This window comes from Pleomorphochaeta naphthae (assembly GCF_055396005.1).
In genome coordinates, this window is the sequence record NZ_AP042457.1 from 2,826,493 (window position 1) to 2,853,025 (window position 26,533).

At 29.8% G+C, this 26,533-nt stretch carries 25 protein-coding genes, 5 tRNA genes and 1 other RNA gene; 12 read left to right on the top strand and 19 right to left on the bottom strand.

Features of this window, described 5'->3' with window-relative positions; all coding sequences use genetic code 11:
• The first annotated feature begins 64 nt into the window (after positions 1–64).
• Entirely contained in the window at positions 65–1,282 is a 1,218-nt protein-coding gene (locus ACZ5SO_RS12855) for an FprA family A-type flavoprotein (protein WP_464625124.1), read from the top strand.
• Positions 1,283–1,367: 85 nt separating this feature from the next.
• Here the strand turns inward: ACZ5SO_RS12855 and ACZ5SO_RS12860 are convergent, their stop codons facing one another.
• From ACZ5SO_RS12860 to ACZ5SO_RS12875, 4 genes are all read right to left on the bottom strand, one after another.
• Positions 1,368–2,114 (bottom strand): gamma-glutamyl-gamma-aminobutyrate hydrolase family protein, encoded by a 747-nt coding sequence (locus tag ACZ5SO_RS12860; RefSeq protein ID WP_464625126.1) that lies wholly within the window; start codon positions 2,112–2,114, stop codon positions 1,368–1,370.
• A 65-nt stretch (positions 2,115–2,179) separates the two neighbouring features.
• A complete protein-coding gene (locus ACZ5SO_RS12865) occupies positions 2,180–3,619 on the bottom strand; it encodes an aminoacyl-histidine dipeptidase (protein WP_464625128.1) in 1,440 nt (479 codons plus the stop codon).
• 10 nt (positions 3,620–3,629) lie between these two features.
• On the bottom strand, positions 3,630–4,808 hold the full coding sequence (gene nagA, locus ACZ5SO_RS12870; protein ID WP_464625129.1) for an N-acetylglucosamine-6-phosphate deacetylase: 1,179 nt from the start codon (positions 4,806–4,808) through the stop codon (positions 3,630–3,632).
• A 108-nt stretch (positions 4,809–4,916) separates the two neighbouring features.
• On the bottom strand, positions 4,917–6,272 hold the full coding sequence (locus tag ACZ5SO_RS12875; protein WP_464625130.1) for an MATE family efflux transporter: 1,356 nt from the start codon (positions 6,270–6,272) through the stop codon (positions 4,917–4,919).
• Between the two features lie 159 nt (positions 6,273–6,431).
• On the opposite strand from ACZ5SO_RS12875, the gene ACZ5SO_RS12880 reads away from it, so the two are divergent.
• The 4 genes from ACZ5SO_RS12880 (at position 6,432) to ACZ5SO_RS12895 (ending at position 10,644) form a co-directional block, all read left to right on the top strand.
• Positions 6,432–7,367 carry a diacylglycerol/lipid kinase family protein gene (locus ACZ5SO_RS12880; RefSeq protein ID WP_464625132.1) on the top strand — a complete coding sequence of 312 codons (936 nt, stop codon included), beginning with the start codon at positions 6,432–6,434 and terminating at the stop codon, positions 7,365–7,367.
• A gap of 163 nt (positions 7,368–7,530) precedes the next feature.
• The gene (locus ACZ5SO_RS12885; protein WP_464625133.1) at positions 7,531–8,955 is read left to right on the top strand and encodes an MGH1-like glycoside hydrolase domain-containing protein; all 1,425 of its coding nucleotides are present in this window, start codon (positions 7,531–7,533) and stop codon (positions 8,953–8,955) included.
• Positions 8,955–9,740 (top strand): co-chaperone DjlA, encoded by a 786-nt coding sequence (gene djlA / locus ACZ5SO_RS12890; protein ID WP_464625134.1) that lies wholly within the window; start codon positions 8,955–8,957, stop codon positions 9,738–9,740. The genes ACZ5SO_RS12885 and djlA overlap by 1 nt, the downstream gene beginning before the upstream one ends.
• Positions 9,741–9,792: 52 nt before the next feature.
• The gene (locus ACZ5SO_RS12895; protein WP_464625136.1) at positions 9,793–10,644 is read left to right on the top strand and encodes a patatin-like phospholipase family protein; all 852 of its coding nucleotides are present in this window, start codon (positions 9,793–9,795) and stop codon (positions 10,642–10,644) included.
• A 23-nt stretch (positions 10,645–10,667) separates the two neighbouring features.
• Here ACZ5SO_RS12895 and recR read toward each other — a convergent pair whose 3' ends face one another.
• The 10 genes from recR to ACZ5SO_RS12945 form a co-directional block, all read right to left on the bottom strand.
• Positions 10,668–11,255, bottom strand: a complete 588-nt coding sequence (recR, locus tag ACZ5SO_RS12900) for a recombination mediator RecR (protein WP_464625138.1) — start codon at positions 11,253–11,255, stop codon at positions 10,668–10,670.
• A complete protein-coding gene (locus tag ACZ5SO_RS12905; protein ID WP_464625140.1) occupies positions 11,255–11,566 on the bottom strand; it encodes a YbaB/EbfC family nucleoid-associated protein in 312 nt (103 codons plus the stop codon). The genes recR and ACZ5SO_RS12905 overlap by 1 nt, the downstream gene beginning before the upstream one ends.
• Before the next feature lie 75 nt (positions 11,567–11,641).
• Positions 11,642–13,588, bottom strand: a complete 1,947-nt coding sequence (dnaX, locus tag ACZ5SO_RS12910) for a DNA polymerase III subunit gamma/tau (protein ID WP_464625141.1) — start codon at positions 13,586–13,588, stop codon at positions 11,642–11,644.
• A gap of 83 nt (positions 13,589–13,671) precedes the next feature.
• Positions 13,672–13,770: signal recognition particle sRNA small type (gene ffs, locus ACZ5SO_RS12915), an RNA gene on the bottom strand.
• A 9-nt stretch (positions 13,771–13,779) separates the two neighbouring features.
• A tRNA-Ser gene (locus ACZ5SO_RS12920) sits at positions 13,780–13,865 on the bottom strand.
• Between the two features lie 47 nt (positions 13,866–13,912).
• Positions 13,913–14,000, bottom strand: a tRNA-Ser gene (locus tag ACZ5SO_RS12925).
• A gap of 24 nt (positions 14,001–14,024) precedes the next feature.
• A tRNA-Arg gene (locus tag ACZ5SO_RS12930) sits at positions 14,025–14,098 on the bottom strand.
• Between the two features lie 161 nt (positions 14,099–14,259).
• A complete protein-coding gene (locus tag ACZ5SO_RS12935; RefSeq protein WP_464625143.1) occupies positions 14,260–14,928 on the bottom strand; it encodes a Crp/Fnr family transcriptional regulator in 669 nt (222 codons plus the stop codon).
• 143 nt (positions 14,929–15,071) lie between these two features.
• Positions 15,072–15,158: transfer RNA gene (locus ACZ5SO_RS12940), tRNA-Ser, on the bottom strand.
• A 30-nt stretch (positions 15,159–15,188) separates the two neighbouring features.
• Positions 15,189–15,273: transfer RNA gene (locus ACZ5SO_RS12945), tRNA-Ser, on the bottom strand.
• 271 nt (positions 15,274–15,544) lie between these two features.
• On the opposite strand from ACZ5SO_RS12945, the gene ACZ5SO_RS12950 reads away from it, so the two are divergent.
• Positions 15,545–16,963: a M28 family metallopeptidase gene (locus ACZ5SO_RS12950; protein ID WP_464625144.1), complete on the top strand. Its 1,419-nt coding sequence runs from the start codon at positions 15,545–15,547 to the stop codon at positions 16,961–16,963.
• On the opposite strand, the gene ACZ5SO_RS12955 is transcribed toward ACZ5SO_RS12950, so the two are convergent.
• Positions 16,960–17,571: a YigZ family protein gene (locus tag ACZ5SO_RS12955; RefSeq protein ID WP_464625146.1), complete on the bottom strand. Its 612-nt coding sequence runs from the start codon at positions 17,569–17,571 to the stop codon at positions 16,960–16,962. The genes ACZ5SO_RS12950 and ACZ5SO_RS12955 overlap by 4 nt on opposite strands.
• Positions 17,572–17,700: 129 nt before the next feature.
• Between ACZ5SO_RS12955 and ACZ5SO_RS12960 the strand changes: the two genes are divergently transcribed.
• Positions 17,701–18,033 (top strand): hypothetical protein, encoded by a 333-nt coding sequence (locus ACZ5SO_RS12960; RefSeq protein ID WP_464625148.1) that lies wholly within the window; start codon positions 17,701–17,703, stop codon positions 18,031–18,033.
• 42 nt (positions 18,034–18,075) lie between these two features.
• On the opposite strand, the gene ACZ5SO_RS12965 is transcribed toward ACZ5SO_RS12960, so the two are convergent.
• Positions 18,076–18,990 (bottom strand): 8-oxo-dGTP diphosphatase, encoded by a 915-nt coding sequence (locus ACZ5SO_RS12965; RefSeq protein WP_464625150.1) that lies wholly within the window; start codon positions 18,988–18,990, stop codon positions 18,076–18,078.
• 194 nt (positions 18,991–19,184) lie between these two features.
• On the opposite strand from ACZ5SO_RS12965, the gene deoC reads away from it, so the two are divergent.
• Complete coding sequence (gene deoC / locus ACZ5SO_RS12970) at positions 19,185–19,847, top strand: deoxyribose-phosphate aldolase (RefSeq protein ID WP_464625152.1); 663 nt, start codon at positions 19,185–19,187, stop codon at positions 19,845–19,847.
• Positions 19,834–20,961 carry a thymidine kinase gene (locus tag ACZ5SO_RS12975; RefSeq protein WP_464625154.1) on the top strand — a complete coding sequence of 376 codons (1,128 nt, stop codon included), beginning with the start codon at positions 19,834–19,836 and terminating at the stop codon, positions 20,959–20,961. Before deoC ends, ACZ5SO_RS12975 begins: the two co-directional genes overlap by 14 nt.
• Here the strand turns inward: ACZ5SO_RS12975 and ACZ5SO_RS12980 are convergent.
• Positions 20,951–21,838, bottom strand: coding sequence for a hypothetical protein (locus tag ACZ5SO_RS12980; RefSeq protein WP_464625156.1), 888 nt, complete (start codon positions 21,836–21,838; stop codon positions 20,951–20,953). The two genes, ACZ5SO_RS12975 and ACZ5SO_RS12980, sit on opposite strands and share 11 nt — an antisense overlap.
• A 192-nt stretch (positions 21,839–22,030) precedes the next feature.
• Between ACZ5SO_RS12980 and ACZ5SO_RS12985 the strand changes: the two genes are divergently transcribed.
• On the top strand, positions 22,031–22,717 hold the full coding sequence (locus tag ACZ5SO_RS12985) for a metallophosphoesterase family protein (protein ID WP_464625158.1): 687 nt from the start codon (positions 22,031–22,033) through the stop codon (positions 22,715–22,717).
• Positions 22,718–22,733: 16 nt separating this feature from the next.
• Positions 22,734–23,648 carry a transcriptional regulator gene (locus tag ACZ5SO_RS12990; protein WP_464625159.1) on the top strand — a complete coding sequence of 305 codons (915 nt, stop codon included), beginning with the start codon at positions 22,734–22,736 and terminating at the stop codon, positions 23,646–23,648.
• A gap of 79 nt (positions 23,649–23,727) precedes the next feature.
• Here the strand turns inward: ACZ5SO_RS12990 and ACZ5SO_RS12995 are convergent, their stop codons facing one another.
• Positions 23,728–24,318 carry a flavodoxin family protein gene (locus tag ACZ5SO_RS12995; protein WP_464625160.1) on the bottom strand — a complete coding sequence of 197 codons (591 nt, stop codon included), beginning with the start codon at positions 24,316–24,318 and terminating at the stop codon, positions 23,728–23,730.
• Between the two features lie 211 nt (positions 24,319–24,529).
• Here ACZ5SO_RS12995 and ACZ5SO_RS13000 point away from each other — a divergent pair, with 211 nt between their 5' ends.
• The gene (locus tag ACZ5SO_RS13000; RefSeq protein ID WP_464625161.1) at positions 24,530–25,105 is read left to right on the top strand and encodes a manganese efflux pump MntP; all 576 of its coding nucleotides are present in this window, start codon (positions 24,530–24,532) and stop codon (positions 25,103–25,105) included.
• 51 nt (positions 25,106–25,156) lie between these two features.
• On the opposite strand, the gene ACZ5SO_RS13005 is transcribed toward ACZ5SO_RS13000, so the two are convergent.
• Positions 25,157–25,897: a FadR/GntR family transcriptional regulator gene (locus tag ACZ5SO_RS13005; RefSeq protein WP_464625163.1), complete on the bottom strand. Its 741-nt coding sequence runs from the start codon at positions 25,895–25,897 to the stop codon at positions 25,157–25,159.
• Positions 25,898–26,533 lie beyond the last annotated feature (636 nt).

A 26,533-nucleotide genomic window follows, 5' to 3' on the forward strand; every position in this document is an offset into this window, starting at 1 on the left:
TGTATAATTCAATAGAATAATTATTTTTATTTCGTTATTGAATAATATTTTAGGAGATATATAAATGAAGCCAGATAAAATAATTGAAAATGTTTTTCGCTTACCTGCTACAGTTTGTTGTAAAGAATTATTTGAAGGAATATGGCCTATTCCTAAAGGTGTAATGATTAATTCATACCTAATAAAAGGTAGTGAAAAAACTGTATTAATTGATTATGTCAAAGATTGGGATGGTGCGGAACAAGAGGTAAATTCTGAACTTGATTCATTAGATATTAAAGATAAAGGAATTGATTACTTAGTAGTAAATCATATGGAACCAGATCATACTGGCGCTTTAGCTGATATTGTAAAGAAGAATCCTGATGTTAAGATTTTTTGTTCTAAAAAAGCAGTTCCTTTATTAGATGCTTTTTACAATTTAAAAACAAATATTCATGCAGTTGAAGATGGCGAAACTTTAGATTTAGGTGACAAAACTTTAAAATTCTTCATGACTCCTAATGTTCACTGGCCAGAAACAATGATGACTTACTTAGTAGAAGATAAAATCTTATTTTCTTGTGATGGTTTTGGTTCTTATGGTGTATATGAAAATAGTTTTGATGATGAATTAACAAAAGAAGAATGGGATTTACTCATTCCAGAAACAGAGAGATATTATGCAAATATTATAAGTTCTTTTTCTGCTTTCTGTTTAAGAGCAATAAGTAAATTAGAAACTGTAGATGTTAATGTTATTTGCCCCTCTCACGGTGTAATTTGGAGAGAACATCCTGAAAAAGCTATTTCAATTTATAAGAGATTAGCATCTTACGCTAAAGGTAAAAGAGAAAAAGAAATTACTTTAGTTTGGTCTAGTATGTATGGTAATACTCAAGCTTTAGTCGATAGTATTCTTTCAGGAATTGAAAGCGTTCCGGGTATTAAAGTTCACGTGATGCAAGTTCCACAAACTCATGAATCTTTTGTTCTTGAAAAAGCTTGGAGGAGTGAAGGAATTATTGTAGGTATGCCTACTTACGAATATAAAATGTTCCCTCCTATGTACAGTGTTTTAGATCAAATGGATCGATCTCATATTACAAATAGGAAAATTGCTAGATTCGGTTCTTATGGATGGTCTGGAGGAGCTTTGAAACAATTCTTACCATTTGTTGAATCTATGAAATTAGATTTTATTGGTGAAGTTGAATATCAAGGTTCCCCTAGTGAAGAAGATAAGAAAAAAGCTTTTGAATTAGGTGCTGAAATGGCAAGACAAATCGCAGAAGAAAACTAGATTAGAAGTTTAATTTTTAATTATAAATAATACGGATTGGTTTGTAATAAATCAATCCGTTTTTCATAATGGGAAATCAAAAAAATTAAATTGAATCAATTAAGGCTTTAAAAAGAGGTGCCATTGATTCGTCTTTAGTAAATAATGTTTCAGGATGCCATTGTACTCCTATACAAAAGGATGAAGAATCTTCACCTTCAATAGCTTCAACTAAACCATCTAGACTTAGAGCAGAGAGGACTAAGTCGTTTCCAACTTTATTTATACTTTGATGATGTAAGCTATTAACACTTAATACTCTTTTATTAAAAATCCTATTTAGTTTTGAGTCTTTATTTATTATGATTTTATGACTAACCGTATCAATATAATCTAACGCTAAATGATTGAATTCTTTAGATTCTCTATTATCTAAATTTTGATCTTGGAACAAAGTACCCCCTAGAGCTACATTTAAAAGTTGACATCCCCTACAGATGCCTAGGATAGGTTTTTTTTCTTTTACTGTTTCTTTAATTATATCTATACAATATATATCAAACTCTTTGTTGCTATTTTGACATTCACTAACGCGGCCTTCTCCATATATAGAAGGGTCAATATCTATTCCTCCAGGGATTAATAGGCCATCAATTTTAGAAATTAGAGTTTTGATTGTGTCTGAATTATATTCTTTAATATATGGTAAGATAATTGGTATTGCATTAACTTTTTCAATCGCTCTCGTATAAGTGTCAACACAACCTTGTCTTTTGAATTGTTGAAAGGCAGAAGAAGGAGACGGAGGAGAGATTTCCCCAACAATACCAATTACAGCAGTTTTACTATTCATTTTTGCCTCTAATATTTAAGTAAAATTTTGGCTAGTTAATATTATAATTAATTAGCCAAATATAGTTATTCAATTATAGATAATAAATGTTTTAAGAATTCACTAGTTCTTTTTGTTGAAGAAATAGATAGTTTTTCATTCACTGAGTGAACACCAAACATATCTGGTCCAAATGAAACAGAATCCATACCTTTAATTCTAGAATTGATAATTCCACATTCAAGCCCTGCATGAATAGCTGTCAAAACTGGTTTTTTATTTGCATATTCTTCATATGCCTTTGCGCAGAACTTAGTTAATTTAGAAGATAAATCTGGTTTCCATGATGGATAAGCTCCAACTTGTACAACATCAGCATTACAAGTTAAGAAGGCTTTAGCACATCTATTTGCAATATCATCTCTACTGCTCATTATTGAAGATCTATGAGAGCTTATAGCTTCTAAACCTGTAGCCGTTGTTTTAACTATTGCAAGGTTAGAAGAAGTTTCTACAACTCCTTTTAATTCCATACTCATTGAAGCAACACCATGCGGAGCAAGATATAGAGATCTAATAAAGTTAGTACTATCCTTAGTTGAAAATGCTTTTTCAACTTTTTCTTCATCTAATGATATTGTTATATTAGGCTCTTGGATTGAGAACTCTTCTTTGTATATAAGCTTTAGTTTTTCGACTGCATCTTTAAGCGCTTTTTCTTCACTTTGGTCAATCGCAAAGACACTTACACAAGAGGATGGAATAACATTTCGTTTCGTTCCTCCTTCAATTGATGCTAGGCGAAGAGTTTTTAAATCTACTAGTGTTCTTGCAATGAGCTTTATAGCGTTAGCTCTTTGCATGTGTATCTCAGCACCACTGTGTCCACCAAGTAAGTCTTTTACTGTTAATTTATACCCTTTATATGATGAATCAACTTTATCTTTATCAGCTTTCAACGTTGCTTGAGTTTCTATACCACCAGCACAACCTATGTAGATTATACCTTCTTCTTCACTATCTAAATTAATTAACTTTCTGCTTTTTATATTATCTTCTTCTATATTAAAAGCTCCAGTTAAACCTGTTTCTTCACTTACTGTAAAGATTCCTTCTAAAGGACCATGTTTTACTGTTTTATCAGTAAATACATCAAGAGCCATTGCGATTGCAATACCATTATCGCCACCTAATGTAGTATCTTTAGCCTTAAGGAAATCTCCATCGATTTGTAATTCAATAGGGTCTTTAGTAAAATCATGTGTAGACTCTAAAGTTTTTACACAGACCATATCCATATGACCTTGTAAAGCCACTGAACTCCTATTTTCATATCCTTTTGTTGCTGGGACATAAATAATGACATTTCCAATTTTATCAACTTTTGCTTTAAAATTATTTTCTTTAGCAAAGTTTAATAAATATTGTCTAACTCCCTCTTCATTTCCTGATTCTCTTGGAATATCTGAGATATCTTTAAAATAGGAAAAAAGTGCCTTAGGTTCTAAATCTTTGATATTTTTCATTTCTACTCCCTTATGCTAATCGATCTCTTATTAGCTTACCCCCAATAAACAAAGCTTTCAACTGTAAATTTTTATCTAAGACCGTTAAATCTGCTTTATATTCTGGGATTAAGGCACCAGTTTTATTCATTGAATAAATTCTAGCTGGATTGCAAGAAGCCATTTGGACAGAATCTGATAAAGATATTCCCCAGTCGGTCATATTCCTAAGACCTTGTAACATAGTAAGAGAACTACCTAAGAATAGAGATGGGTCTTTTTTGCTAATAAAAGCACCTTCTTCACTTAATTGGGCTTCAACACCATTTGCAAGTAAACAACCTGTTCTTTGTTTTGTTGGTTTTAAAGCATCTGTAATCATTACTATATTATCAAGAGGCTTTTCTCGAATAAGTAGTTTTACTAATTCAGGATGGACATGAACTCCATCACAGATAATCTCTGCCTTCATGTTTTTTTGAATCATAATCGCCCCAACTGTGCCTGGGTTTCTATGATGTAGTCGACTCATTGCATTAAAGAAGTGAGTAGAATGCAGAATTCCACATTGCATGCCTTCAAGGATATTTTCATAAGTAGCATCTGTATGCCCTGCTAATAAAACGACGTTATGTTTTCTAGCTTCAAGGGCTAACATACGCATGTGTTTCAACTCTGGGGCTACCGTCATACAAACTATATTACCTTTTCCTACTTCTAGAAATTTATGGAAAAGATCTAAATCAACAGCTCTAACACCTTCTGGGTTTTGGGCTCCAATTCTTTTAGAAGAGATAAAAGGACCTTCAACATTTACTCCTTGAATTATAGCTCCTTTTTCTTTTCCCATAGCATCTACAATTGCTTTTATTCCTGCAATCATATTTTCTTCACTATCTGTGTATATTGTCGGTAGAAATCTAGTAACACCAAAATCTGCAAGTCTTTCACTCATTCCTAAGATAGCATCTGGAGAATTATCTTCAGTTCCATATCCACCAATCCCATGGATGTGAGTATCTATAAGACCTGGAATTACATAACTATTTTGTATATCAATTACGACAGTGTCTGAAGGAAATTCTTTTTGAGCAAAACGTTTCATATTGAAAATATCACCAATATTTCCGTTTTCATCTATATATATTGCACAATCTTCTAATTGTGCATATCCTGTTAAAACAGTACCATTTATTAAAACTGTATTCATAAATAACTCCTCGTTACAGTCTAAGTATAGATAACAAGTTAGAAGTGGTCAAATTAAGTTGAAACTATAAACTTTAAAAGACAAATTATTTGTACAATTGTATACTTGTTATTGAGTAAAATCTTTTATCCAAGTTTTGGATTTGATTTTAATAAAACCTATAATAGTTTTTGCAACTTCTTCTAAGCTCATAACAAGGTAAACTAATGGAAGAGGAAGATCGAATATAAAAATAGCTATAAATACAGAAGGAACTCCTATTAACCATACACATAGAGCTTCTGATAAAAAAGCAAAAGTTGTACTTCCTCCACCTCTAATAATTCCAACTATAATAACAGTAACCACAAATTTTAAAGGAAAGAGAAAAGAATAGTAGAAAAGAGTTTTAATAATTAAAGTTGATACTGTATCATTTAAAGAAAACAATCTAGTTAAAACAGGCGCTGAAACTAATAATAGAAGTCCCATAAGAACTCCACTTATTAAGCTAATAAATAAAAATCTATTAGACATTATTTGGGCCACTTCATATTCTTTTTCACCTACTTTATTTCCTATCATAATTGATGCAGCCATACTAAATCCCATAATTACAACAAAAAATAAGCCTGTTATAGATTCTGTAACCTGAACGGCTGCTATAGCGTTTGTTCCCATTTTAGAGAATGCATATTTGTAAGCTACCATACCAAGTGCCCAAGTTAATTCGTTTAGAACTACAGGGGAACTTGCTTTAAAGAATTTTTTTATAAATATTTTAGTGAAAACAAGGTTGCTATTTTTATTTAATCTTAAAGCTGAATTTTTCTTTTTATATGTTAAGCCAATTAGTAGAGCCCCTTCAACGAACCTACAAAAAGTTGTAGAAATAGCAGCACCTTGTACACCTAACTTAGGGAAAGGGCCAATTCCAAATATTAATACATAATTTCCAAGAGTATTTATTGATAATGATAAAAGAGCTACAAATAAAGGAATTTTTGTATTGTGGATTGATCTAAAAGCTGTAGCATAAATAAATGCTATTGAAGAGAAAAAATAACTTATACTAACTATTTTAAGATACTGGATTCCAAGTATAATAACTTGTTCATCTTTTATAAAAAAGGACATTATTTGGCGTGGGAAGAAGAATGAAGAAAAACTAAATATCAATGCAAAAATAGAACTTGTGGTAATCGCAAGAACAAAAGCTTTTTTAAATCCATTTTGGTTTTTAGCACCCCAAAACTGGGACATAAGTACCCCAGATCCACTACCTAGTCCGAAGTAGATTAGATTAATCAAGAAAAACATTTGATTAGCTAACCCTACAGCGGCAACACTCTCCGCTCCTAATTGTCCTATCATTATAGTATCTACAAAAGATGCAGAATTTATTAGAAGTTGGTGAACCATTATTGGAACTGCTAATTGTAGTAATTTTTTATAGAAGTTTCTTTTTTCAATTGTTTTAGTCATATTTGTTATAAATTAATGTTTATATTATTTATAAAATAGAAACAAGCAAATTATAGGAAAAAAGAAAAAAAAATCAATAAACTTGTTAGATGTGTTGCTATAGTGTAAAATAGATGAAAATTATAAATATATTTAAGGTATATTATCAAGGATAAATAGATGGGGAATAAAGGTTTAGTAATATTAAACCCTAATGCAAATAAAGGAAAGTCTAGTAAATTAGATAAAATTATTTTAAAAGCATTTAAGAGTGAAAATATAGTAGTTGATATAATAAAATCAGAAGCTAGAAATGATTGTAGAAAAATAGCATATGAAGCTGTAGGTAAATATGATTTTATTACAGCAGCCGGTGGAGATGGAACTGTAAATGAAAGCATAGATGGTATTTTAAAAAGGTCAGAAGAATTGGGGCTACCAATTGAAAAAAGACCTATATTCTCCATTTTACCAATAGGTAGAGGAAATGATTTTGCTTGGATGTTAAAAATAAATAAATTATCAATCAATGATATTGTAAAAAAAATTAAAAATAATAATTATAAACAAATAGATGTAGGATTTTGTGTTGGTGGTAGGTTTTTAGAAGGTGCCCACTTCATTAATGGGCTAGGTATTGGTTTTGAGCCATCAGTTAATTTTATCGCAAGTAGTTATAAGCGAGTATCTGGGACACTAAGTTATATTTTAGCTTTATTAAATTTATTAAGACATTATCCTTTACCATTAGATCTGAGAGTTGAAAAAGAATCAGGAATTATAGATATAAAATCTCAACAATTATCAATTGGAAATGGAAGAAGGATGGGAGGAGCTTTTTTAATGACACCTAAAGCTATTCTCAATGATGGATATTTAGATTTTGTTTATGCTGCTAAGCCTATTGCTAAAAACAAAATTATAAAAACAGCTATAAAATTTTTATCGGGTAAACAATTATATGATGAGCATTTTTCATATTCAAAAGAAAAATGGATAAATATATTTTCTAAAAATCATGATATGCCAATCCATATTGATGGAGAAATGGTGGGAAAAAAAGTAGACAAAATTGAAATTACGATAAAGGAAGGGGCTATTAATGTGATTTATTAAAAAAAATGATAAAAAAATGGTAAAAAAATTATTTTTTTTGTTAGAATTTTAAAAATATAGTGTATGATAATAAAGTACGTTAATAAATTGCCTCTTGAAGAGTTTATTATTATATTGTATTTTATTAGATTCTAGTGATCTCATTAGATTTGAGGAGAAGACATTGGTTAAGGAATTAGTTCCAGCAATACATTTTTATGATCAAGATTTTGTCGACATGTATAATCGTACATGGGTGTGGATAAATGAACAATGGAAGAGCGGTACTGAACAAAACGGATTTGTTGGGGAATATTTGTCATATCCAAATCAAAAAACCTTTAATCAGTTTGAAGCTTGTATGTCAGCTTTATTTTTGGTTTACAGTAATCAAAAATATTCTCCATTTGCTTTGATAGATTATTTTTATTCAAAACAAGAAGAAGATGGAGCAATTAGAAGTGATTATTCAGTTGAAACTGGTGCTATTGTAAAAAATCCCAATAACCCATTAGGCTTAGCTCCTTGTTTATTAGCCTATGTTGAGTTTACTTTTTATCATAAAATTGGAAACAAAAAAAGATTAAAAGAAGTCGTCCCAAAATTAGAAAAATACTTTGAATGGTTAACCGAAAACTTCAAAGCAGATAACGGATTATATTCTGTTCCTGTTTCAGCTTGTTTAAGTGGTAACATTCCTAGAAAGAATTGTGTTTACCCAATTGACTTTAATGCACAATTAGCTATGAATGCTCTCTATATGTCTGCTATTGGTGATATTTTAAATGATAAAGAGCTAAGTTTTAAATACAAAAAAATGTATTTTGGACTTAAAACTAGAATTAATACTCACATGTGGGATGAAGAAACAAGCTTTTATTATGATTTAAACTCAAAAGGGAAAAAAGTCGGTGAAAAATTTATCGGTGCATATTGGACACTTTTAGCAGAAATCCCAAATGATGAAAGAGCTTCATTCTTAATTGAAAAATTACATAATCCAGAAGAATTTGGTACAGACAATCCTTTCCCAGGTTTACCTGTTAGTTCACCAAACTTTAGTGAATCAGGAAATGGTTGGTGTGGTGGTGTTATTCCAATTAATACATTCATGGTTGTTAAAGGTTTAATTAAATATAATGAATTTGTTTTTGCTCGTGAATGTGCTATTAGACATCTATACTTTATCTTAGACACTTTTCATCCAGATTCAGATAAAATTGACGATGTTTGGGAAGGTTATTTACCAAATAAAGAAGGAAAGAGTACTACTTTAGAACTTCCAAATTTCCCAAGGAAACGACATATAGCGATGAATGGGTTAATCACTATTTCATTGATGATAGAAAATATAATAGGTATGGATATTTCTTTACCAAGGAAGACTGTAGATTGGACTATGACAAGTCGTGAAGCAATGGGAATAGAAGGTCTTTCCCTAAAAAGAAATATGATTACTATTTTAAGTAATAAGAATGCTAGAGGATGGGAAATTCGTCTAGAAAGTGAAAAGCTTTATTATTTCACTATAGAAATAGTAGATGAAAATAAGAAGAAAACACTTCCAATTCCTTCTGGTAAGTGTTCAATGTTGGTAGATAAATTATAATGGCATGGTTTGGTAAATTTATAGGTGGAATTCTTGGCTTTACTTTAGGTGGGCCTATTGGTTTAATAGCAGGAGTTGCTTTTGGTAATCTGTTTGATCATGCAGAAAATTATGATCAGAATTCTTCTAGCACCAAATATTACGAATTTGGTCAAAGAAGAATGAATCGTGTTGAACAGAGAAACATGTTGTTCTTTGTTGGTGTATTTTCTCTTTTAGCAAGATTAACACAGGCTGATTCTAGAGTCAGTAATGAAGAGAGAGCCGCTGTAAATAAATTTATTGATAATGAATTAGGTTTAGATGCTGCATCAAAAGAGGCTGCAAGAAGAGTATTTGAGGCTGCTTTAGTCAACGGTGGTACAGTTGAACAGTTTGCTCGACAATTGTATTCTGGATTTAGCCATGATCAAGCAATATTACAGTTAACTATAGAAGCTTTATTTAAAGTTGCAATTTCAGATGGAACACTATCAAAAGAAGAAGAAAATATTATAAAACAAGTTATATCAATATTTAGATTCTCTCCATCATATTTTGACGCATTAAAAAATAAATATACAACTTCTGATTCTATAGAAGCTGCTTATACTATCTTAGGTTTACAAAAGAATGCAACAGAGTCAGAGATTAAAAAGGCTTATAGAAAATTGAGTATAGAATATCATCCTGATACAATCGCTTCTAAAGGCTTACCTGAAGAATTCTCAAAAATGGCAACAAAGAAGTTTAGAGAAATACAAGAAGCTTATGAAAAAATAAAAAAAGAAAGACATATTAAATAATGGTGAATGCATGTAAGGCTAGTTTGCTTTGCATGTTTTTTTTGAGGATTTTATGGAAATTAATGGAACTATAATATTAGAAGGCGGGGCTAATAGAGGAATCTTTACAGCAGGAGTATTAGATTTTCTTATGGATAGAGATATCTACTTCTCTAAAATCCTTGGAGTGTCTGCTGGAGCAAGTAATGGTTTGAATTATGCCTCACACCAGAAAGGTAGATCAAGAAATACTATTTTAATTGATAATAAAAAAAATAGATATATACATAAAAGTAAATTTTTAACTTCTAAAATTTTAGATATGGATAAGTTATTTATAGATTTTCCTGAAAAAACTTTTCCCTATAGTTATGAGAATTTCATAAAATATAATCATGATGTAGAACTTGTTGCAACGAACTGTTTGACAGGGAAATGTGAATATTTAAGGATTGACCCTTATAAACGCGATATGGCGAGTTGTCGAGCTTCTTGTAGCATGCCATTAGCTGCACCTATTGTTGAAATTGATTCAATACCTTATGTTGACGGTAGTGTATCAAATTCTATTCCTTTAAATAGAGCCTTAGAAAAAAATGAAGAGATTGTTGTTTTGGTATTAACGCAGAAAAAAGGATACATTAAAAAAGAAAATAGCAAATTAATGAAATCTATAATAGCTCATAAATATAAAAAATATCCTAAAATAGTAGAAGCACTGAATTCAAGACATCTAAGATATAATAATAGGCTATCGGAAATAAAAAAATTGGAAGATGAAAATAGGATTTTTGTTATTCAACCTGAAGTAAATAGCATTTCACATTTAGAGCAAGATATTAAGGTTTTAGATGATTTTTATAATCATGGAGTTTCTATTATGGAAAAAAGATTTAATGAATTTCAAAACTATATAAAAAAATAGTCTCTAGATGAGACTATTTTTTCTTAAAATTTAATTCTTCCTCTTAGCGATCTAGCAACGGTAACTTTATCTGCATATTCAATATCTCCACCAATTGGCAAACCACTTGCGAGTCGAGTTATCTTAATATCGCTATCTTTTAATAGCTGTCTTATATACAAAGCTGTTGTATCCCCTTCTTCTGTAGGATTTGTTGCGATTATAACTTCTTTAAAAGACCCTTCTTTTAGGCGTTTTACTAAATTTGAAAAATTTAATTGATTGACTCCAATGCCATCAATTGGGCTTATAGCCCCACCTAATACATGAAACATACCATCATAAACACCACTTGATAGAAGTGTTACTACATCTTGTGGTTGTTCTACTATGCAAATGGTGCTATGGTCTCTTGATGGATCTGAACAAATAGGACAAGGGTCTGTTTCAGTAAAACTTCCACAAATGCTACAAGGGAAAATTTTATCTTGAATTGTTGCAATCTCTTTCCCCAATAATTGGTTATACCCATTATCTGTTTTTATTAAATGATAAGCTAGTCTTGACGCAGTTTTCGGTCCAATGCTGGGGAGTCTGCTTAAGTGTTCGATTAAATCTTCTAAAGCACTCATTAGTTTTGTCCAAACATATTGCCAAAAGATCCTGCCATTTTAGCACTTTCTTCTTGTAGTTTTTTCTGTAGATTTTCTGAAGCATTATTAAAAGCTGCTGCAATTAATACTTGTAAAGTGTTAACATCTTCTGGGTCTACAATTGCTTTATCAATTTTAATGTCAGTGATTGTGTATTTTCCATTAATGGTTATTTCAACCATCCCAGCTCCAGCACTACCTGTAACGAAAATGGTTTCTAATTGTGATTTCATTTTATCTACATTCTTTTGTAGGTCTTTCATATTTTTCATCATATCAAATGGGTTCATATTAAATTTAGGCTAAATCGCCTTCCTCCTATAATAATTAATCTAATCAATTGTTTAATAAAGTTTTTTTTTAAATTAGTCAACTTCTTCTATTTTGCCTCTAAACATTTTCCTTGTTTCTTCAACAAAAGGATCTATTGCTTTTTTTTCTGTTATACTAGGTTTAACATTTTCTAATTCAAATGCTATTGGGCCTTGATACCCACAAATTCTCTTTATCGCAGCTCTAATAATTCTTTCGTTTTCTTTCATTATTACTAAGTTAAAATTTAAAGGTGTGTATAAAACGAGAGTACTACCTCTTTGTTCAACCTTTGTAATTTTGTTACACGCTGTTGAAACTTTAAAATATTTGTTCTTCATTAAATCAACAATCAGTGGCAATTGTTCAAGAGTAAATAAATTATTATTTGCTTGATTTTGTTGTCTTGATGTTGCTATTTCTTCAGTTTTTCTTTGTTCTGCGATGATTTTAGTATTATGAAGATCCGCTTGCTTTTGGAGTTCCGCTTGCTTTTTAAGATCCGCTTGCTTTTGAAGATCCGCTTGCTTTTGAAGTTCCGCTTGCTTTTTAAGATCCGCTTGCTTTTGAAGATCCGCTTGCTTTTGAAGTTCCGCTTGCTTTTGAAGATCCGCTTGCTTTTGAAGTTCTGCTTGCTTTTGAAGTTCTGCTTGCTTTTGAAGTTCCGCTTGCTTTTGGAGTTCTGCTTGCTTTTGAAGTTCCGCTTGCTTTTGAAGTTCCGCTTGCTTTTGAAGTTCCGCTTGCTTTTGAAGTTCTGTTTGCTTTTGAAGTTCTGCTTGCTTTTGAAGTTCTGCTTGCTTTTGAAGTTCTGCTTGCTTTTCTACATTACTTACTTTTTCATTAGAAATATTTGAATCAGATAAAATTTCATTTTTAAGTTCAGCAATTTTTTGCATAACTATAATAGGTGAGGCTAATTGAGTTAGATTTTGAAGTTTGTTTATAGCAAGTTCAAGTTCAAATCTAGGACTTATAGAATATTTAATATCTCTATATAAATTAATAAATAATTCAAGACCTGCTTCTATTTGTTCAGATGAATATGTCTTTATAATTTTTTCTGGAATATCTTTAGATTGCATTCCCAAAATGTTTGGGTCTGAAATATTTTGTTTAAGTAATAAGAGTGTTCTAAAATAAGTAGCAAAATCTTTAATACATTGTTCGACAGAAATTCCAGCTTTTAACATATTATCAAGTTCTGATAGAACATTTTTCATATCTTTATTAATTATATGGGTAAATATAGTGTTTATTTGATCTATACCAATTAAACCAAGTTTATCTTTGATTTTATCAAGGGTAATATGATTGTTACTAAAGGCTACAACTTGATCAAAAAGTGTATAAGCATCACGCATTGAGCCTGTTGCTTCTTTAGCAATCCAGAAAATGGCATCAGGATCAGCTTCAATTTCTAAATCTTTAGCAGCTTGATTTAAACAAGCACTAATTGTCTCAATATTGATAAGTTGAAAATGGAATTGTTGACAACGACTTCTAATTGTTGCAGGAACTTTTTGAGTTTCTGTTGTTGCAAAAATAAAAATAGTATAACTTGGGGGTTCTTCAATTGTTTTTAACAATGCGTTAAAAGCACTTTTACTTAGCATATGAACTTCATCAATTATATAAATTTTATATCTTCCCTTTTGTGGATGGAAGCGAACTTCTTCCTTTATATTTCTAATGTCATCAACACTATTATTGCTTGCTCCGTCGATTTCAATTACATCGTTACAATTACCCTTTGTAATTTCAACACAAAGTTCACATTTTCCACAAGGATTTGGAGTAGGTCCATGCTCACAATTTAAAGCTTTTGCTAAAAGTCTAGCTGATGAAGTTTTTCCAACACCTCTAGGTCCACAAAAAAGATATGCGTGAGCAATTCTATTAGCTTTAATAGAGTTTTTTATTGTTGAAACAACAAATTCTTGGCCAACTAGGCTATCAAAATTTTGAGGTCGTTTTCTTGTTGCTGTTACTTCATAAGCCATACAATTCTCCTACAATTTATGATTATAGCATAAAATCAATGTAATTATATAAGATTTTATATAAGAAATAAATATAAAAAAACAGTCGGTAAATCACCTGTATCTCATGAAAAAACTACTTACCGCTGCTACCTTCCGGTCCTGACGGGGTTGGGTAATTATCCATAGTACAGAATCTACCGACTGAAAAACGGAGAGAGAGGGATTCGAACCCTCGGTACCTTTCGGGCACATACGCCTTCCAAGCGTACACCTTCGACCACTCGGACATCTCTCCATAAAGGGTCATAAATAGCATTTAACTGGAGGTGAGAGAGTAATTATCGGAGAGAGAGGGATTCGAACCCTCGGTAACGTGGAACGCTACAACGGATTTCGAGTCCGTCTCCTTCGACCTCTCGGACATCTCTCCAGTATACAACTGCATTCATATTGTCGAGACCTAGAGGATTCGAACCTCCGACCCTCAGTTCCGCAAACTGATGCTCTATCCAGCTGAGCTAAGGTCTCATTTTAAAAAAAACAAAAGGAATATAATTTCTTTTACTTCCTTTATTTACGAAAGTCGACTATATTCTTTTTTATTAAATATGTCAAGTGGTAAAATTTTATGGGATTATGTTCGAAAGACTAAATAAAATAATGTCAAATCTATATTTTGCATAAAATTTTTATTCCAATAAAATAAATTTATTTCTATCATAATCTATTACACCATCTTTTTTTAATCTCATCAGTTCTTTACTAAGAGCACTTCTATTTACAACTAAAAAGTCTGCTAATTCTTGTCTGTTAAATGGAATAGTAAATTCTTTACTATTTTGTTGTAATGATAAAGAATTTAAATAAGTTAAGAGTTTATCTTCAGTAGTTCTTTTAGATAAAATTCTAATTTTATTATTCATCGCGATTGCTTTCTTTGCGAATATTTGTAATAAATTTACAATTAACCTTGTATGAAAAACACAAGATTTCTGACAAGGATTTAATATTTTATCTAAACTTAAAAATAAGATAGTAGATTTTGAATTTGCTATAATTGAAACATCTAAAGGTTTCTTCTCAAAAGCATATATTTCTCCAAACATTTCATAACGAATTAAATTTTTTAAAATTGAGCTATTTCCCCAAAAGTCTATTCCTTGGATGATTAAATTTCCTTCTAAAATAATTCCAACTTTATCAATAAGATCCCCTTGGTGGAAAACTGTTTGGTTTTTATCGTATGATATAACTTTTGATTTGAGGCAGGGTAATAAGGTTTCTAAATCTTGTCTTGAGATTGAATTAAAAAGTTTGCATTTTTCTAGCTCTTCAATATATTTATTAATATCTTCCATAAATTATTCCTTTGTTGCATTTGCAACGAATTACCATATTTTATATTAATACAAAAATAGTGTCAAACATGGGAGATAAAATAAAAAAAAAAGAAATAAATATTGAAAATAAAAAAGTCCTTGTGTTAAACAAGGACCTTAATCGGAGAAGGGGGGATTCGAACCCCCGGACCCGTTACCAGGTCAACTCCTTAGCAGGGAGCCCGATTCGGCCACTCTCGCACCTCTCCAATCCCTAACTTATATAAATATGTTAGATACGGAGAGAAAGGGATTCGAACCCTTGGTGAGTTTCCCCACGGTAGTTTTCAAGACTACTGCCTTCGACCACTCGGCCATCTCTCCATTTATCTGTGACATCAAGACGTCAACAGAAATATAATATAGTGGTACAGGATGAATTAGTCAAGATAGTTTTTAATTTATTTGTACGTCATTAATAAAAAAAATACTAATTTTAATTAAGTTTATTTTTGTTGGACCAAAAATAATTAAAAACTATTGGGTTGCTTAAATTTTTAAATAAAAAGTTATATACTTTAGATAGCATCATATTACCTTCTTTAATTTTTCTAAGAGCTATATTATATTTGCTAATAAATAGGAGATGTTACTTTTGTTAAAAATCACTAAAATTTTTAGTAGAAAAAAAAATAAAAAACCAGATTTAGTTAAACCTGATTTACACACTCATAGAAAATCTCCTTTAGATCCTTTGAGAGCAACTAGTTTAGCAGAGGATGCAATAAGTGAGACAGAAAATTTAATAAAAAAATTTGGTCCAAGATTGACAGGTTCACAATCATGTAAAGAATGTGCCTCTTCAATCAATGAACGATTAAGTGAATATTGTGATTTTACAGCTAAACAAGAATTTAAACATAAAGGATTAGCATATGGCCTTTGGATAAGATTAATACCCTATGTTTATATAACCTCACTTATATTATTAATTTTTGGTATGCCTATTTTATCTTTACTAATAGTATTATTTTTTTCTTTTTATGTTTATAGAGAATATATTGTTTACAAACCTATTTTTGAGAGCAAGGTTAAAGATTCAGATGGTGTTAATGTACATGGAGTAATTGAACCAGAGGAGGAAGTTAAAAATACTGTTATTTTTACATCTCATCATGATAGTGCTCCTTTACTAACTAATAATAGAGGTGAAAAAGGGTATTTTTTAAATGTAGAATTACCAATTATTTTGTTTGGGTTAGCTATAATAATGAATATTGTAGAAATTATAGTTGAGTTATTAACGAATAGGATCTTAAAAGTTGGTTTTCCTCCTTTAACAACTATTGTAATCATTGTTCTATTATTAGCAGCTAGCCCAATAGTTTTTAGAATAATAAACTATTATTCTAAAGAAGCCTCTCCTGGAGCTGGGGATAATTTAATAAGTTCAAGTATTTTAATTCAACTTTCACGTTATTTTAAGTGGAAAAAAGATTGCGGCGAAGGTTTGTCTAATACTAGATTAGTTTTTGCAAGTTTTGATGCTGAGGAAGTTGGACTAAGAGGCTCAAGTGTATGGTTTGATAAACATCAAGCTTTATTTGAAAATCCTATCCAGTTAAATTTTGATTGTTTATATAATGCTGATGATCTTGTTTTTATTGATAGTGATATTAACGGATTAATGCCACTTTCTAAAGAACTGGCACAAAAATGTGTGAAATTAGCTGTAGCAATGGGATATAAAGCTAAAAACCATCCGTTACCCTTTTTAAGTGGAGCAACTGATGCAGCAAGTGGTTATAAAGCTAAAGTTAAGGCTTGTACTTTAATGGCTCTTGATTTTGATAATGGGATAAAAAATTCTTTTTTCCATACGAAAAATGATACAATTGATAAAATTGAAGAGAAAGCTGTTGAGAAAGCAATTTCAATAGCAATAAAATTAACAAATACAATTGATGATAATGATTTTTATGAAGATACATTAATTAAATCTGAAGAGAAAAAAGAAGAAGAAAGTGAAGATTTAATTAAATCTCTCAAATTCAATAAGATATCACGTCGCTAGAAAGGTAAGGTATTAAATTCAATTAGATCTTTTGCATTCGAATTTTCTATAATTTTAGCTTTTAAATCTTCGCAATTAGTCAAAGGCAATGTTCCTTTAATTGTAATACCAACGTCAAATATTTCATCATAAATTTCTACTGAATTTTTTTCTAAAATTAGTTTTACTTTTTCATATCTATCATATGATGTTTTTAAAATTAGTTCACTTTTTTGAATTAGCTCTTCACTTTTTATTTTTTTTAAAACTTCTTTTGCACTATCTCCATAGGCCTTAACTAAACCGCCTGTCCCAAGTAAGGTTCCACCAAAATATCTAATGATTAATATTACAATATTAGTTAAATTACTACCTTTTAAGACTTCAAAGGCTGGTCTTCCTGCAGTATTTTTAGGTTCTTTATCATCACTATAACTATAAATTGTACCTTGATTCCCTACAATTGCAGCATGAACTACATGATTAGCATTAGGATGTTCTTTTTTTGTATTTTGAACTAAGGTTTTAACTTCTTCTAAAGTTTTTACTTTTTTTGCTATAGCAATGAATCTAGATTTTTTAATTATAAGCTCATTAGTAGCTTCGTTTGTTGGTATTTGTAAATTCATAATTTTAATAATAAAGAAGGAAAATTTAGATATCAAGAGATAAAGTGCTCAAATTTTAAGGCTTATAGGTTATATTGTTTTAAAATTTAGGGTATATTTATTAAAATTCAAAAATTTAGGATGTATTATATGCAATTTGATGAAACCTCCAAGGTTATTTTTTTAGAAGAATTAAAAAAGAACGAAAAGAAAGCTATTTATTTTTTTATAAAGAATGATGGTGTTTCTAGTACTTTGAATGTCGATTTAACAGATGATGGCGAAGTAGAAGATGTTGATGGTGTTCCTGTAGTTTATGGCGAAAATGCAAAAGCTGCTTTAGCAAGTGCTAAATTTGTTGTAACAGAACAAGGATTATCTTTAATAGATTTAAATGCTGCTAATCATGGTGGCTGTTCATGTGGCAGTGAAGACGAAGGTGATGGTTGTTCTTGTGGTGATGGCGGTTGTGGTTGTCACTAAAAAATAAGGGGTAGTATTTTACACTACCCCCATTATATATTTTTATTCAAAAGTTACGTCATGGGAGAGCATTTTCTCTCCATCAAATATAAAGTTACCTATAAATTTTTTACCTTGTAAGGCTTGTTCAAGCCATAATTTATCATCTTCCCACATTTGATCTAAAGGTAGCTCATTAATTGGGCACCAAAAAGGAACTGTTTCTTCACTTTCCTTAAGTTCTCCTTTTGCCCCTTCTCCTATATATACATAGCCTCTCATTGACAGGCCATCTTTAAATTGGAAGTTAAGTGTTCCAACATATTCTAAATTATCTGTAGTATATCCAGTTTCTTCTTCAAACTCTCTGTATGCAGCTTCAATAGCTGTCTCTTCAAGTTCGATATGTCCTCCAGGACCATTAACTAAACCTTTTCCAATGCCCTTTTTTTTGTTAATAAGTAAGACTTTATCATCTTTTTTAACATAGGAGAGCACACATCTTTCCTGAGGATCCCAAGCATCCCAATCAATTTCATTAACACTATCTGGACAAACAAAAGTGTTTTCTTTCTCAATTTCCTTTTGTTTTTCTTCTTCTTCTTTACGTTTTTTTTCAGCTTCTTCAGGATGTTCTTCTAACCAACAATCTTCGCAAAGATTTTCATCTCCACCGATTATTCTATCAAAGGGCATTCTAACTCCACATTTTTTACAATGTAGTCTAAATGGCCAAACTCGATCTCTAAAAAAGATTCCAATAGTAATTGGCACAATTATAGCAACATATCCAAGGTACATTGGAAGTTCATTTGTCAAAACCAATACAACAAGAATATTATAAAGGAGCAAAAGAGCAGCAATATAAATTGTTGCAATACGTTTTTTGTCTGAGTGGGCTAGTTTTCGTTGAGAAAGATTTACAAGTAAAACAATCATCAATACCCACATAAAATTATCTGCAAATATTTGTAACATGTGATTAGAGTATCTATATAATCCTAAGTTAGTCAATGATATAATCTCCGTAATAAAAAAATTATATAAAATTAATATTCTATAATTCTAAAAGGTATCAGTTGCCGTATCTCTTACAATAGAGTAAAATATGGATTGTAAAATAAGAATTTTTATTATGGAGGATGTTAAGATTTTTCTTAACAAGTTAAATTATGGATATTGCATCATATATAGATCATACAGTTTTAGCGGCTAATACTACTAGCGAAAAAATATCAGAACTTTGTAATGAAGCATTGGAGTATCATTTTGCTTCAGTTTGTATAAATAGTTGTCATGTTAAAGAATGTGCTAATAAACTAAAAAATTCAGCTGTATCAGTTTGTACAGTTGTAGGCTTTCCATTAGGTGCTATGAGCACAAAAGCGAAGGCTTTTGAAGCCAAACAAGCTATTGAAGACGGTGCTGATGAAATTGATATGGTAATCAATATTGGTTGGTTAAAAGACAGTAAAGATGATTTAGTTTTAAAAGACATACAAACAGTTAAACAAGCTTGTGGTGATAAACTATTAAAAGTTATTATTGAAACTTGCTTATTATCTGATGATGAAAAAATAAAAGCTTGTATTTTAGCTAAAAAAGCTGGTGCAGATTTTGTAAAAACTTCAACAGGTTTTTCAACAGCAGGCGCTAAAGTAGAAGATGTTGCTTTAATGAGAAAAACAGTAGGTAAAGAACTTGGAGTGAAGGCTAGTGGAGGCATTCACAGTTATGAAGAAGCTAAGGCTATGATTGATGCTGGAGCAACTAGAATTGGTGCTAGTTGTGGAGTAGCTATTGTAACTGGAGCCACTTCTGATGCACAATATTAAGAAAAATATGGAAGAAAAGTCTGATTTTTTAAAAAGTTTAGGCTTTCCTTCTTTAGAAATTTTAGATACGTTTACACATTTTGATTTTACCCTTCCTGGGAGAAGGGTTCTTTTAATTGGACCTATGGGATCTGGGAAAACTGAATTTGCTGCAAGAGTTTGGCGAGATGCAAATATTGCTCAGAAAAAAAGCGATGTAGTAAAAAAGGCAACTAGTTATAAGAATGTAGATAGGCGAAATGTTTTTTTTATCAGATCAGAAGTTGATGGAGATAGATTCCATGAATATCCTGATGATGCACTTGCTTTTAGATCTGGCTATGTTCGTTGTGGTAAGAATATTGCTAAAATTAAAGATTCTTTTGGTTTGGAAAAAGTAATTGAAGATAATCCTACAGTAGGTACTTATATTATAGATGAAGCTTCTTTTTTTGATGAAAGATTAGCATATGTTGTTAGAAATCATAGTCTAGAAAAGGGTATAATGTTTATATTCCCCACTTTAGTTTTGAATTTCAGAAGGGACTTATTTAATTCAACTGCTAGATTGATGTTAGATGTTGCTACAGATGTAATTCCTTTAACAGCATATTGTGAACATCCAGATTGTTTGGATCATGCTTTCTATACATATAGATTTTATAAAGTTGATAATAAAGAATGTCCTGCTTTATATTTTGATCCTTTAATTATTGTAGGCGGAGATAGAGTTAAATCTTCATCTCTTGAACCAGATTATGAAGCAAGATGTGATAAGCATCACTTTCTCCCTGCTAAAGAATATACTTACTATCATTTAAAACCTTTAGGAGAGTTAGCTGCTAGAGGTGAGGCTACACCTCTAAAAGAAGAGTTATATAATATTAAAGAAAATATGGAGAAATCACATCTTTATAAACATATTCATACTCGTTATAAGAATTATGAAAATGCTCAAGTTTATTATAATTCTCTATTACCTGCAAATATTAGCGAAAAGGCCTTACTTTATTTGTTCTGTGAGCAAAATCTCGTATCAAAACCCCTTTTAATTGAAATTGCAAATGAGTTAAATTTAGATAAGAAATATCTTGAAAAAGTTGCTTTAGATAATAGGCATCCAATTAATTTTTAATAGATATTTTATAATCAAGTGCATAGCAAAGCTTTTCAACTTCTTTGGAAAGCTTTGTTGTATTTAATGACCGATTTATCTTCAATGCATATATTGTTTTTAATAAATTAATTACTCCTTCGAATCTATAAGTATTGTAAAGACCTTTTTCAGCAATAATATTGTTTATAGAATTTATAACATGAATTGCCATATAATTAATTATTGCTAAACCATATGATAAAGTTTCTTCTCTTGTTTGGATAGAAGAGTCTTTTTTAAGTAATAAAATATCATCTTCTAGATTGTTGTAAGTTAGATAATCTAGAAAATATGATTTGCTTGTAAAATCTTTATTGATTAATTTTTCATAATAATCTAAAAGTTGATTGCATTCCTCTATATTAAAGAAATTTTCTAGGATTTCAATTTGTTGGGCTAAATAAATTATAGCATTTTTTATATCAATCTTTTGATTTACTAATTTTCCTAATTTTATTTTAAGAAATGACGAATCATATAATACTTTAAATTCATTAAGGGAGCAATTTTCTTTAACTTTTAATAAGACTAAAGCATAAATAGGTTTCCAATATTCAGTGTAGTAAGTTTTTAATCTTTCTCTTAATTCATTACTATTTTCAAATAAAAAGTTTGAAGCTCCAAATTCAAAACAAGTAATCGTCTCGATATTTTGTTTTTCTTTTTTTAAAATTAAACCATTTTCTGTTATCGTTCCAATTAGTTTACCACTCTTTTTTTTTGCTTTTCCTTTTGTGGAATCCCAAATAGAGCTTCTTTCATAAAGATACCAATGTCCATTAATATATTTTATTTCAGTTCCCATTGGTTTTTTGAAATTAAGAACCCATGTTGGTCTATTATGTTTTATTTCCATTTGATTCCCCATGTTCTTCTTTAGTTATTATGCCTTAAGAAAGTTTATACGTCTAGCAAAAATATAATATGTTAAACTAAATATGATTATAAATTGTTAAGATTAACATAAGTTAAATATTTGCAATAAAGATTTTACTATAAAAAACACAAGAAATATTGTACTATACAGATATACAAAAGAGGCGGCTTAATGAAAATTCTGTGTATTTCAGACGATAAAGATAGATTAATTTATTCATCACATGTTAAAGACCATTTCAAAGATATAGACTTAGTAATTTCTGCTGGAGATTTATCTCTATCATATTATGAGTTTATTCTTTCTTCTTTAAATAAGCCATTATATTTTGTTTTTGGAAATCATAATTTAGAAGAATATGACAGGTTTATGAATGCTGGAAAAGAAACTAGAAATTTAAATACCCCTATAGGCGTTGAACGTATTTATGGTGGGGAATGTTTAGACGGGAAAGTTATTAGGGATAAAAAAACTGGTTTAATTATTGCAGGATTAGGAGGTTCTTATAAGTATAATAAGGGTAAAAGCCAATATACAGAAAGACAAATGCGTAAGAGAATTGTTAAACTTATTCCAAAATTATTATTTAATAAAATAAAATATGGCCGTTATTTAGATATATTAGTCACTCATGCTCCTCCTTTAGGTTACAATGATGACAAAGATAAATGTCATAAAGGCTTTTCTAGTTTTTTAACTTTTATGGATATTTTTAAACCCAGATATTTATTACATGGTCATATACATTTAATTGATACAAATGCAAGAAGGAAAGTTGTATATAGACGAACAAAGATTATTAATGTATATAAAGCATATGTTTTAGAAGATATTAAGTTAGGTGATAAAAAGAACTAACACATAAGGAATTAAGATGAGTGAATTTGATCTTGGAACACAAACTGAAGAAAATTTTGAAAAAGCAAAAAATAGGGCGACTATTCAAGTATTGTTATCTAAATTAAAATGGGAAAATTCTGACTTACTCTCTTTATATGAAGTTACAGAGCTAATTAAACCAAAAAGTCAGTCTTATTTAGGTATTAAAAGCATTCCTATTAAAGATATTATAGGAAGTGAAGGTCGTGCTAGAGATTTTTCAAAAGCTTTTTATCCTAAAAAAGAATTATTAAAAGAGAGATGGAAAAGTATAGATAAAGCACATTTGCAATTTGTAGATTTACCCGCAATTAGTGTATATAAGCTTGGTCAATGGTATTTTGTTAGAGATGGAAATCATAGAGTTTCTGTCGCAAAAAGCCAAGGCGCTGAATTTATTGATGCTGAGATTGTAGAATTAGATTCTCAAATACCTTTAAAACAAGGTATGACTATGAGGGAATTAAGAAAAGCTGTTATTGATTATGAAAGAAAACAGTTTTTAGAACAATATGATTTCGAAAATTTGATTCCAATTGATGAAATAATCTTTTCTTCCCCAGGTATGTATCCTGAAGTATTAAATCATATTAATGTACACAAATACTATATGAATGAAAAAAAGGACAAAGAAATACCTTTTGATAAAGCTGTAAAAAGTTGGTATAAAAATGTTTACTTCCCAATAATCAAGGAGTGTCGAAAATTAAAATTATTATCTTCTTTTCCCGGAAAAACTGAAGGAGATTTATATATTTGGATTGTTCGTCATTGGGATGATTTAAAAAATATGAGTGGCTCTCAAAATGTTTCTATCGAAAGTGCTGCCTTAGATTATAAAGTTAGATTTGGAAAAGGTTATTGGTATAGGTTCTATAAACGCATTGTAGATTTTCTTTTTAGAAAATAATTAATTTATAAAAAAACGGACTGAATATTGTAAGGTTTTACAAAAAAACAATCCGTTTTAATTTATAAGTAGTTTTATATTATTCTTGAATATAAGCTGCTAGAGTATCAGCATAGACTTCCATTACTTTACCTAATTTTTGACTAGGCCTAATTAAATTTTCTTTTCCAGCTAAATGAACAAGACCAGCAACTGGTTGATTGTCTGAATCAATTTCTGTATGTACTCCAAAAGGAATGTGTATCATACCCATATTTTGGGCCCATAAAAGCATTGAATCAATAGCATGTGCACCTTCGCAAGTTGAGTGTCTACAACTAGTGAAGCTTGCAAAGAATTTTGAATCTAAATCTCTAGTTTCAGAAAGTTCAAATGTAGAGTCCAAAAAAGCCTTCATTTCTGCAGTAACATTGCCAAATAAAGTAGGTGATCCTAGGATAATCATCTCACTTTTTTTAAGTGTTGATGAGTTAGCAATAGGTAAAGCTAATATATCTTCTAAGAAATCATTTGCAGTTTCTAATTTGTTTGCCCAAATATGTAAATCGTCGTCTTCAACTCTGTAAAGTCTTGCATCACAGCTTCTTTCAATTAATAATTCTTGTAAATACTGTCCCATAATAAAACAGTTGCCATTTACACTATGTATAATGATTGAACATCTTTTCATGTGCAAACCTCCGTATTAAATTTAATATAATTATATCATGAAATCATATTATTTGCATAAAATAGTTGAAAAAAGAAATTTGAACAAGTAAATTAATTTAAAAGAATATTAAGTAAATAGACAATCTAATGGTGTTCAAGATAAATAATTTTGATATAATCCTTTCAATGACTAAAAAAAAATGTTTTTTTTTAAGTCTTGGGAAAATGATATGGATTATATGGAATTGATTTTAATAGCTATTGGACTTTCTATGGATGCTTTTGCAGCATCAATAAGTAAAGGTCTCTGTTTAGCTGAAATAAAATATAAATATGCTTTTATTGTTGCTTTCTTTTTCGGAGGTTTTCAATTTTTAATGCCACTTTTGGGTTGGCTTTTAGCTAAATCTTTTGCAACATATATTGTAAGCTTCGATCACTGGATAGCTTTTTTATTATTATCCTTCATAGGAGGAAAAATGATTGTAGAAGCATTAAAGAAGCATGAAATAGAATGTTGTAGTACGACATTAATAGATGTAAAAAATTTATTTTTTTTAGCTATTGCAACAAGTATTGATGCTTTAGCTATAGGGGTTACGTTTGCACTACTTCCTAATATTAATATCCTTCTTTCTGTAGCTATAATAGGAGTAATTACTTTTATTTTATCTTTTATAGGTGTATTTATAGGGCATATTTTTGGAAGTAAATTTGGCAAATGGTCTGAAGTTCTTGGTGGAATAATTTTGATATTTATTGGTTTAAAAATATTAGTAGAGCATTTAGGTTTATTTCAAATTTAAAAAAACTCCTTGTTGATAATATTTACAACAAAGAGTTTTTTTTAATAATGTTTAGAGTTTTAAGTCTTCAAATTTATCAGATATATTGGTTAAGTTAACTAAAGTTAAAGCTACTGCTAAATCTGTTTGTCCATTTTCTAGAGCATCTACTAAATAGCGATATTCATTAACTTTCTTTTTCTTTTCTGCAAGATTTTCTTTAACTCTGTCTAAGGCTGCATATAATTGTGGAGATAAATTTTCATAAATAGAATTTAAAATAATATTATCATTAGATTTTATTAAAGTAGTATGGAATTCAAAATCATTTTGCTTAAAATTAGTAAGAGCTTCAATATCTCTTGGGTTTTCTTCTAAAATAGGGATTGTATTTTCCATCTTAGTAACACAACGACCAAGAGAACGAACAATAAGCATTCTAGAAGGACTACGAGATAATTCTCTTGTTGCTGAAACTTCAATAGTTGTTCTAACTTGCATCAAATCTGTTAGTAATTTTTTATCAGGTACTTGTTTTGATAGCATAGACATCGAAAGTGATTCAACAAATTGATCCAAATTATTACTTTTCACTAGAGCACGTTTACCTTGGCTAACTTGAATTAAACCTTTTGCTTCTAAATTTTTAAAAGCTTCTCTTACAGATCTGCTGGAAGCTGAAAATTGTTGAGCTAATTCATGTTGGCTTGGAAGGGTTTCTCCCGCTCTATATTTTTTGTTTAAAATCATTTCTTCTAACTTGTTTGCAATTTGAGTTGATTTTGTTTCGTTTGTTATTGGAGTTATTAACATTTCTAATTCCTTTTAATTTTTTATTCTGTAAATAGTATATCATATAACATTTGTCAAATGTAAGGGGTAATATGAAGAAAGTTTTTAAAATTTTAAACTTGTTGCATACTTATTACATTTTTAAAATATTTAAAATATGCTCATTTTATAACTAAATCATGGGTATTGTTTCAAAATATGATTTTATTTTAATCTTTATATATAAACTTAAATAAGACATAGGATTGGGTATTTTGGGGAAACTTTAATTTACAATTTTACCTTTTTTTATATAAAAAAATAAATTTAAAGTTTTTATTGCCATATTTTGGAATATGTTTTTAATTTGGATTTTCTTTATTTTTTACAAGTATTTTTATAATTTTTTACGAATTTTGTGACTTTTGATGATAAGTTGATAATTTTTATAGGTTGTTTTTAGTTCTTTTTTTTAACTGAAAGAGAAAAAATTATTGTTCCATATAATTTAGAGACTTTCATCAAATTTAATAGGGCATTTTCATGTAAATAGAAGAAAATAATGTCTTTTTCCTCGTTTAAAAAAATAGTTAAAAAAATGTTTTACATAATATAAAAGTTATGCAATAATAATAAATGTCGTTGTTCATATCTATTGCGATAGACCCAGCGCATAGG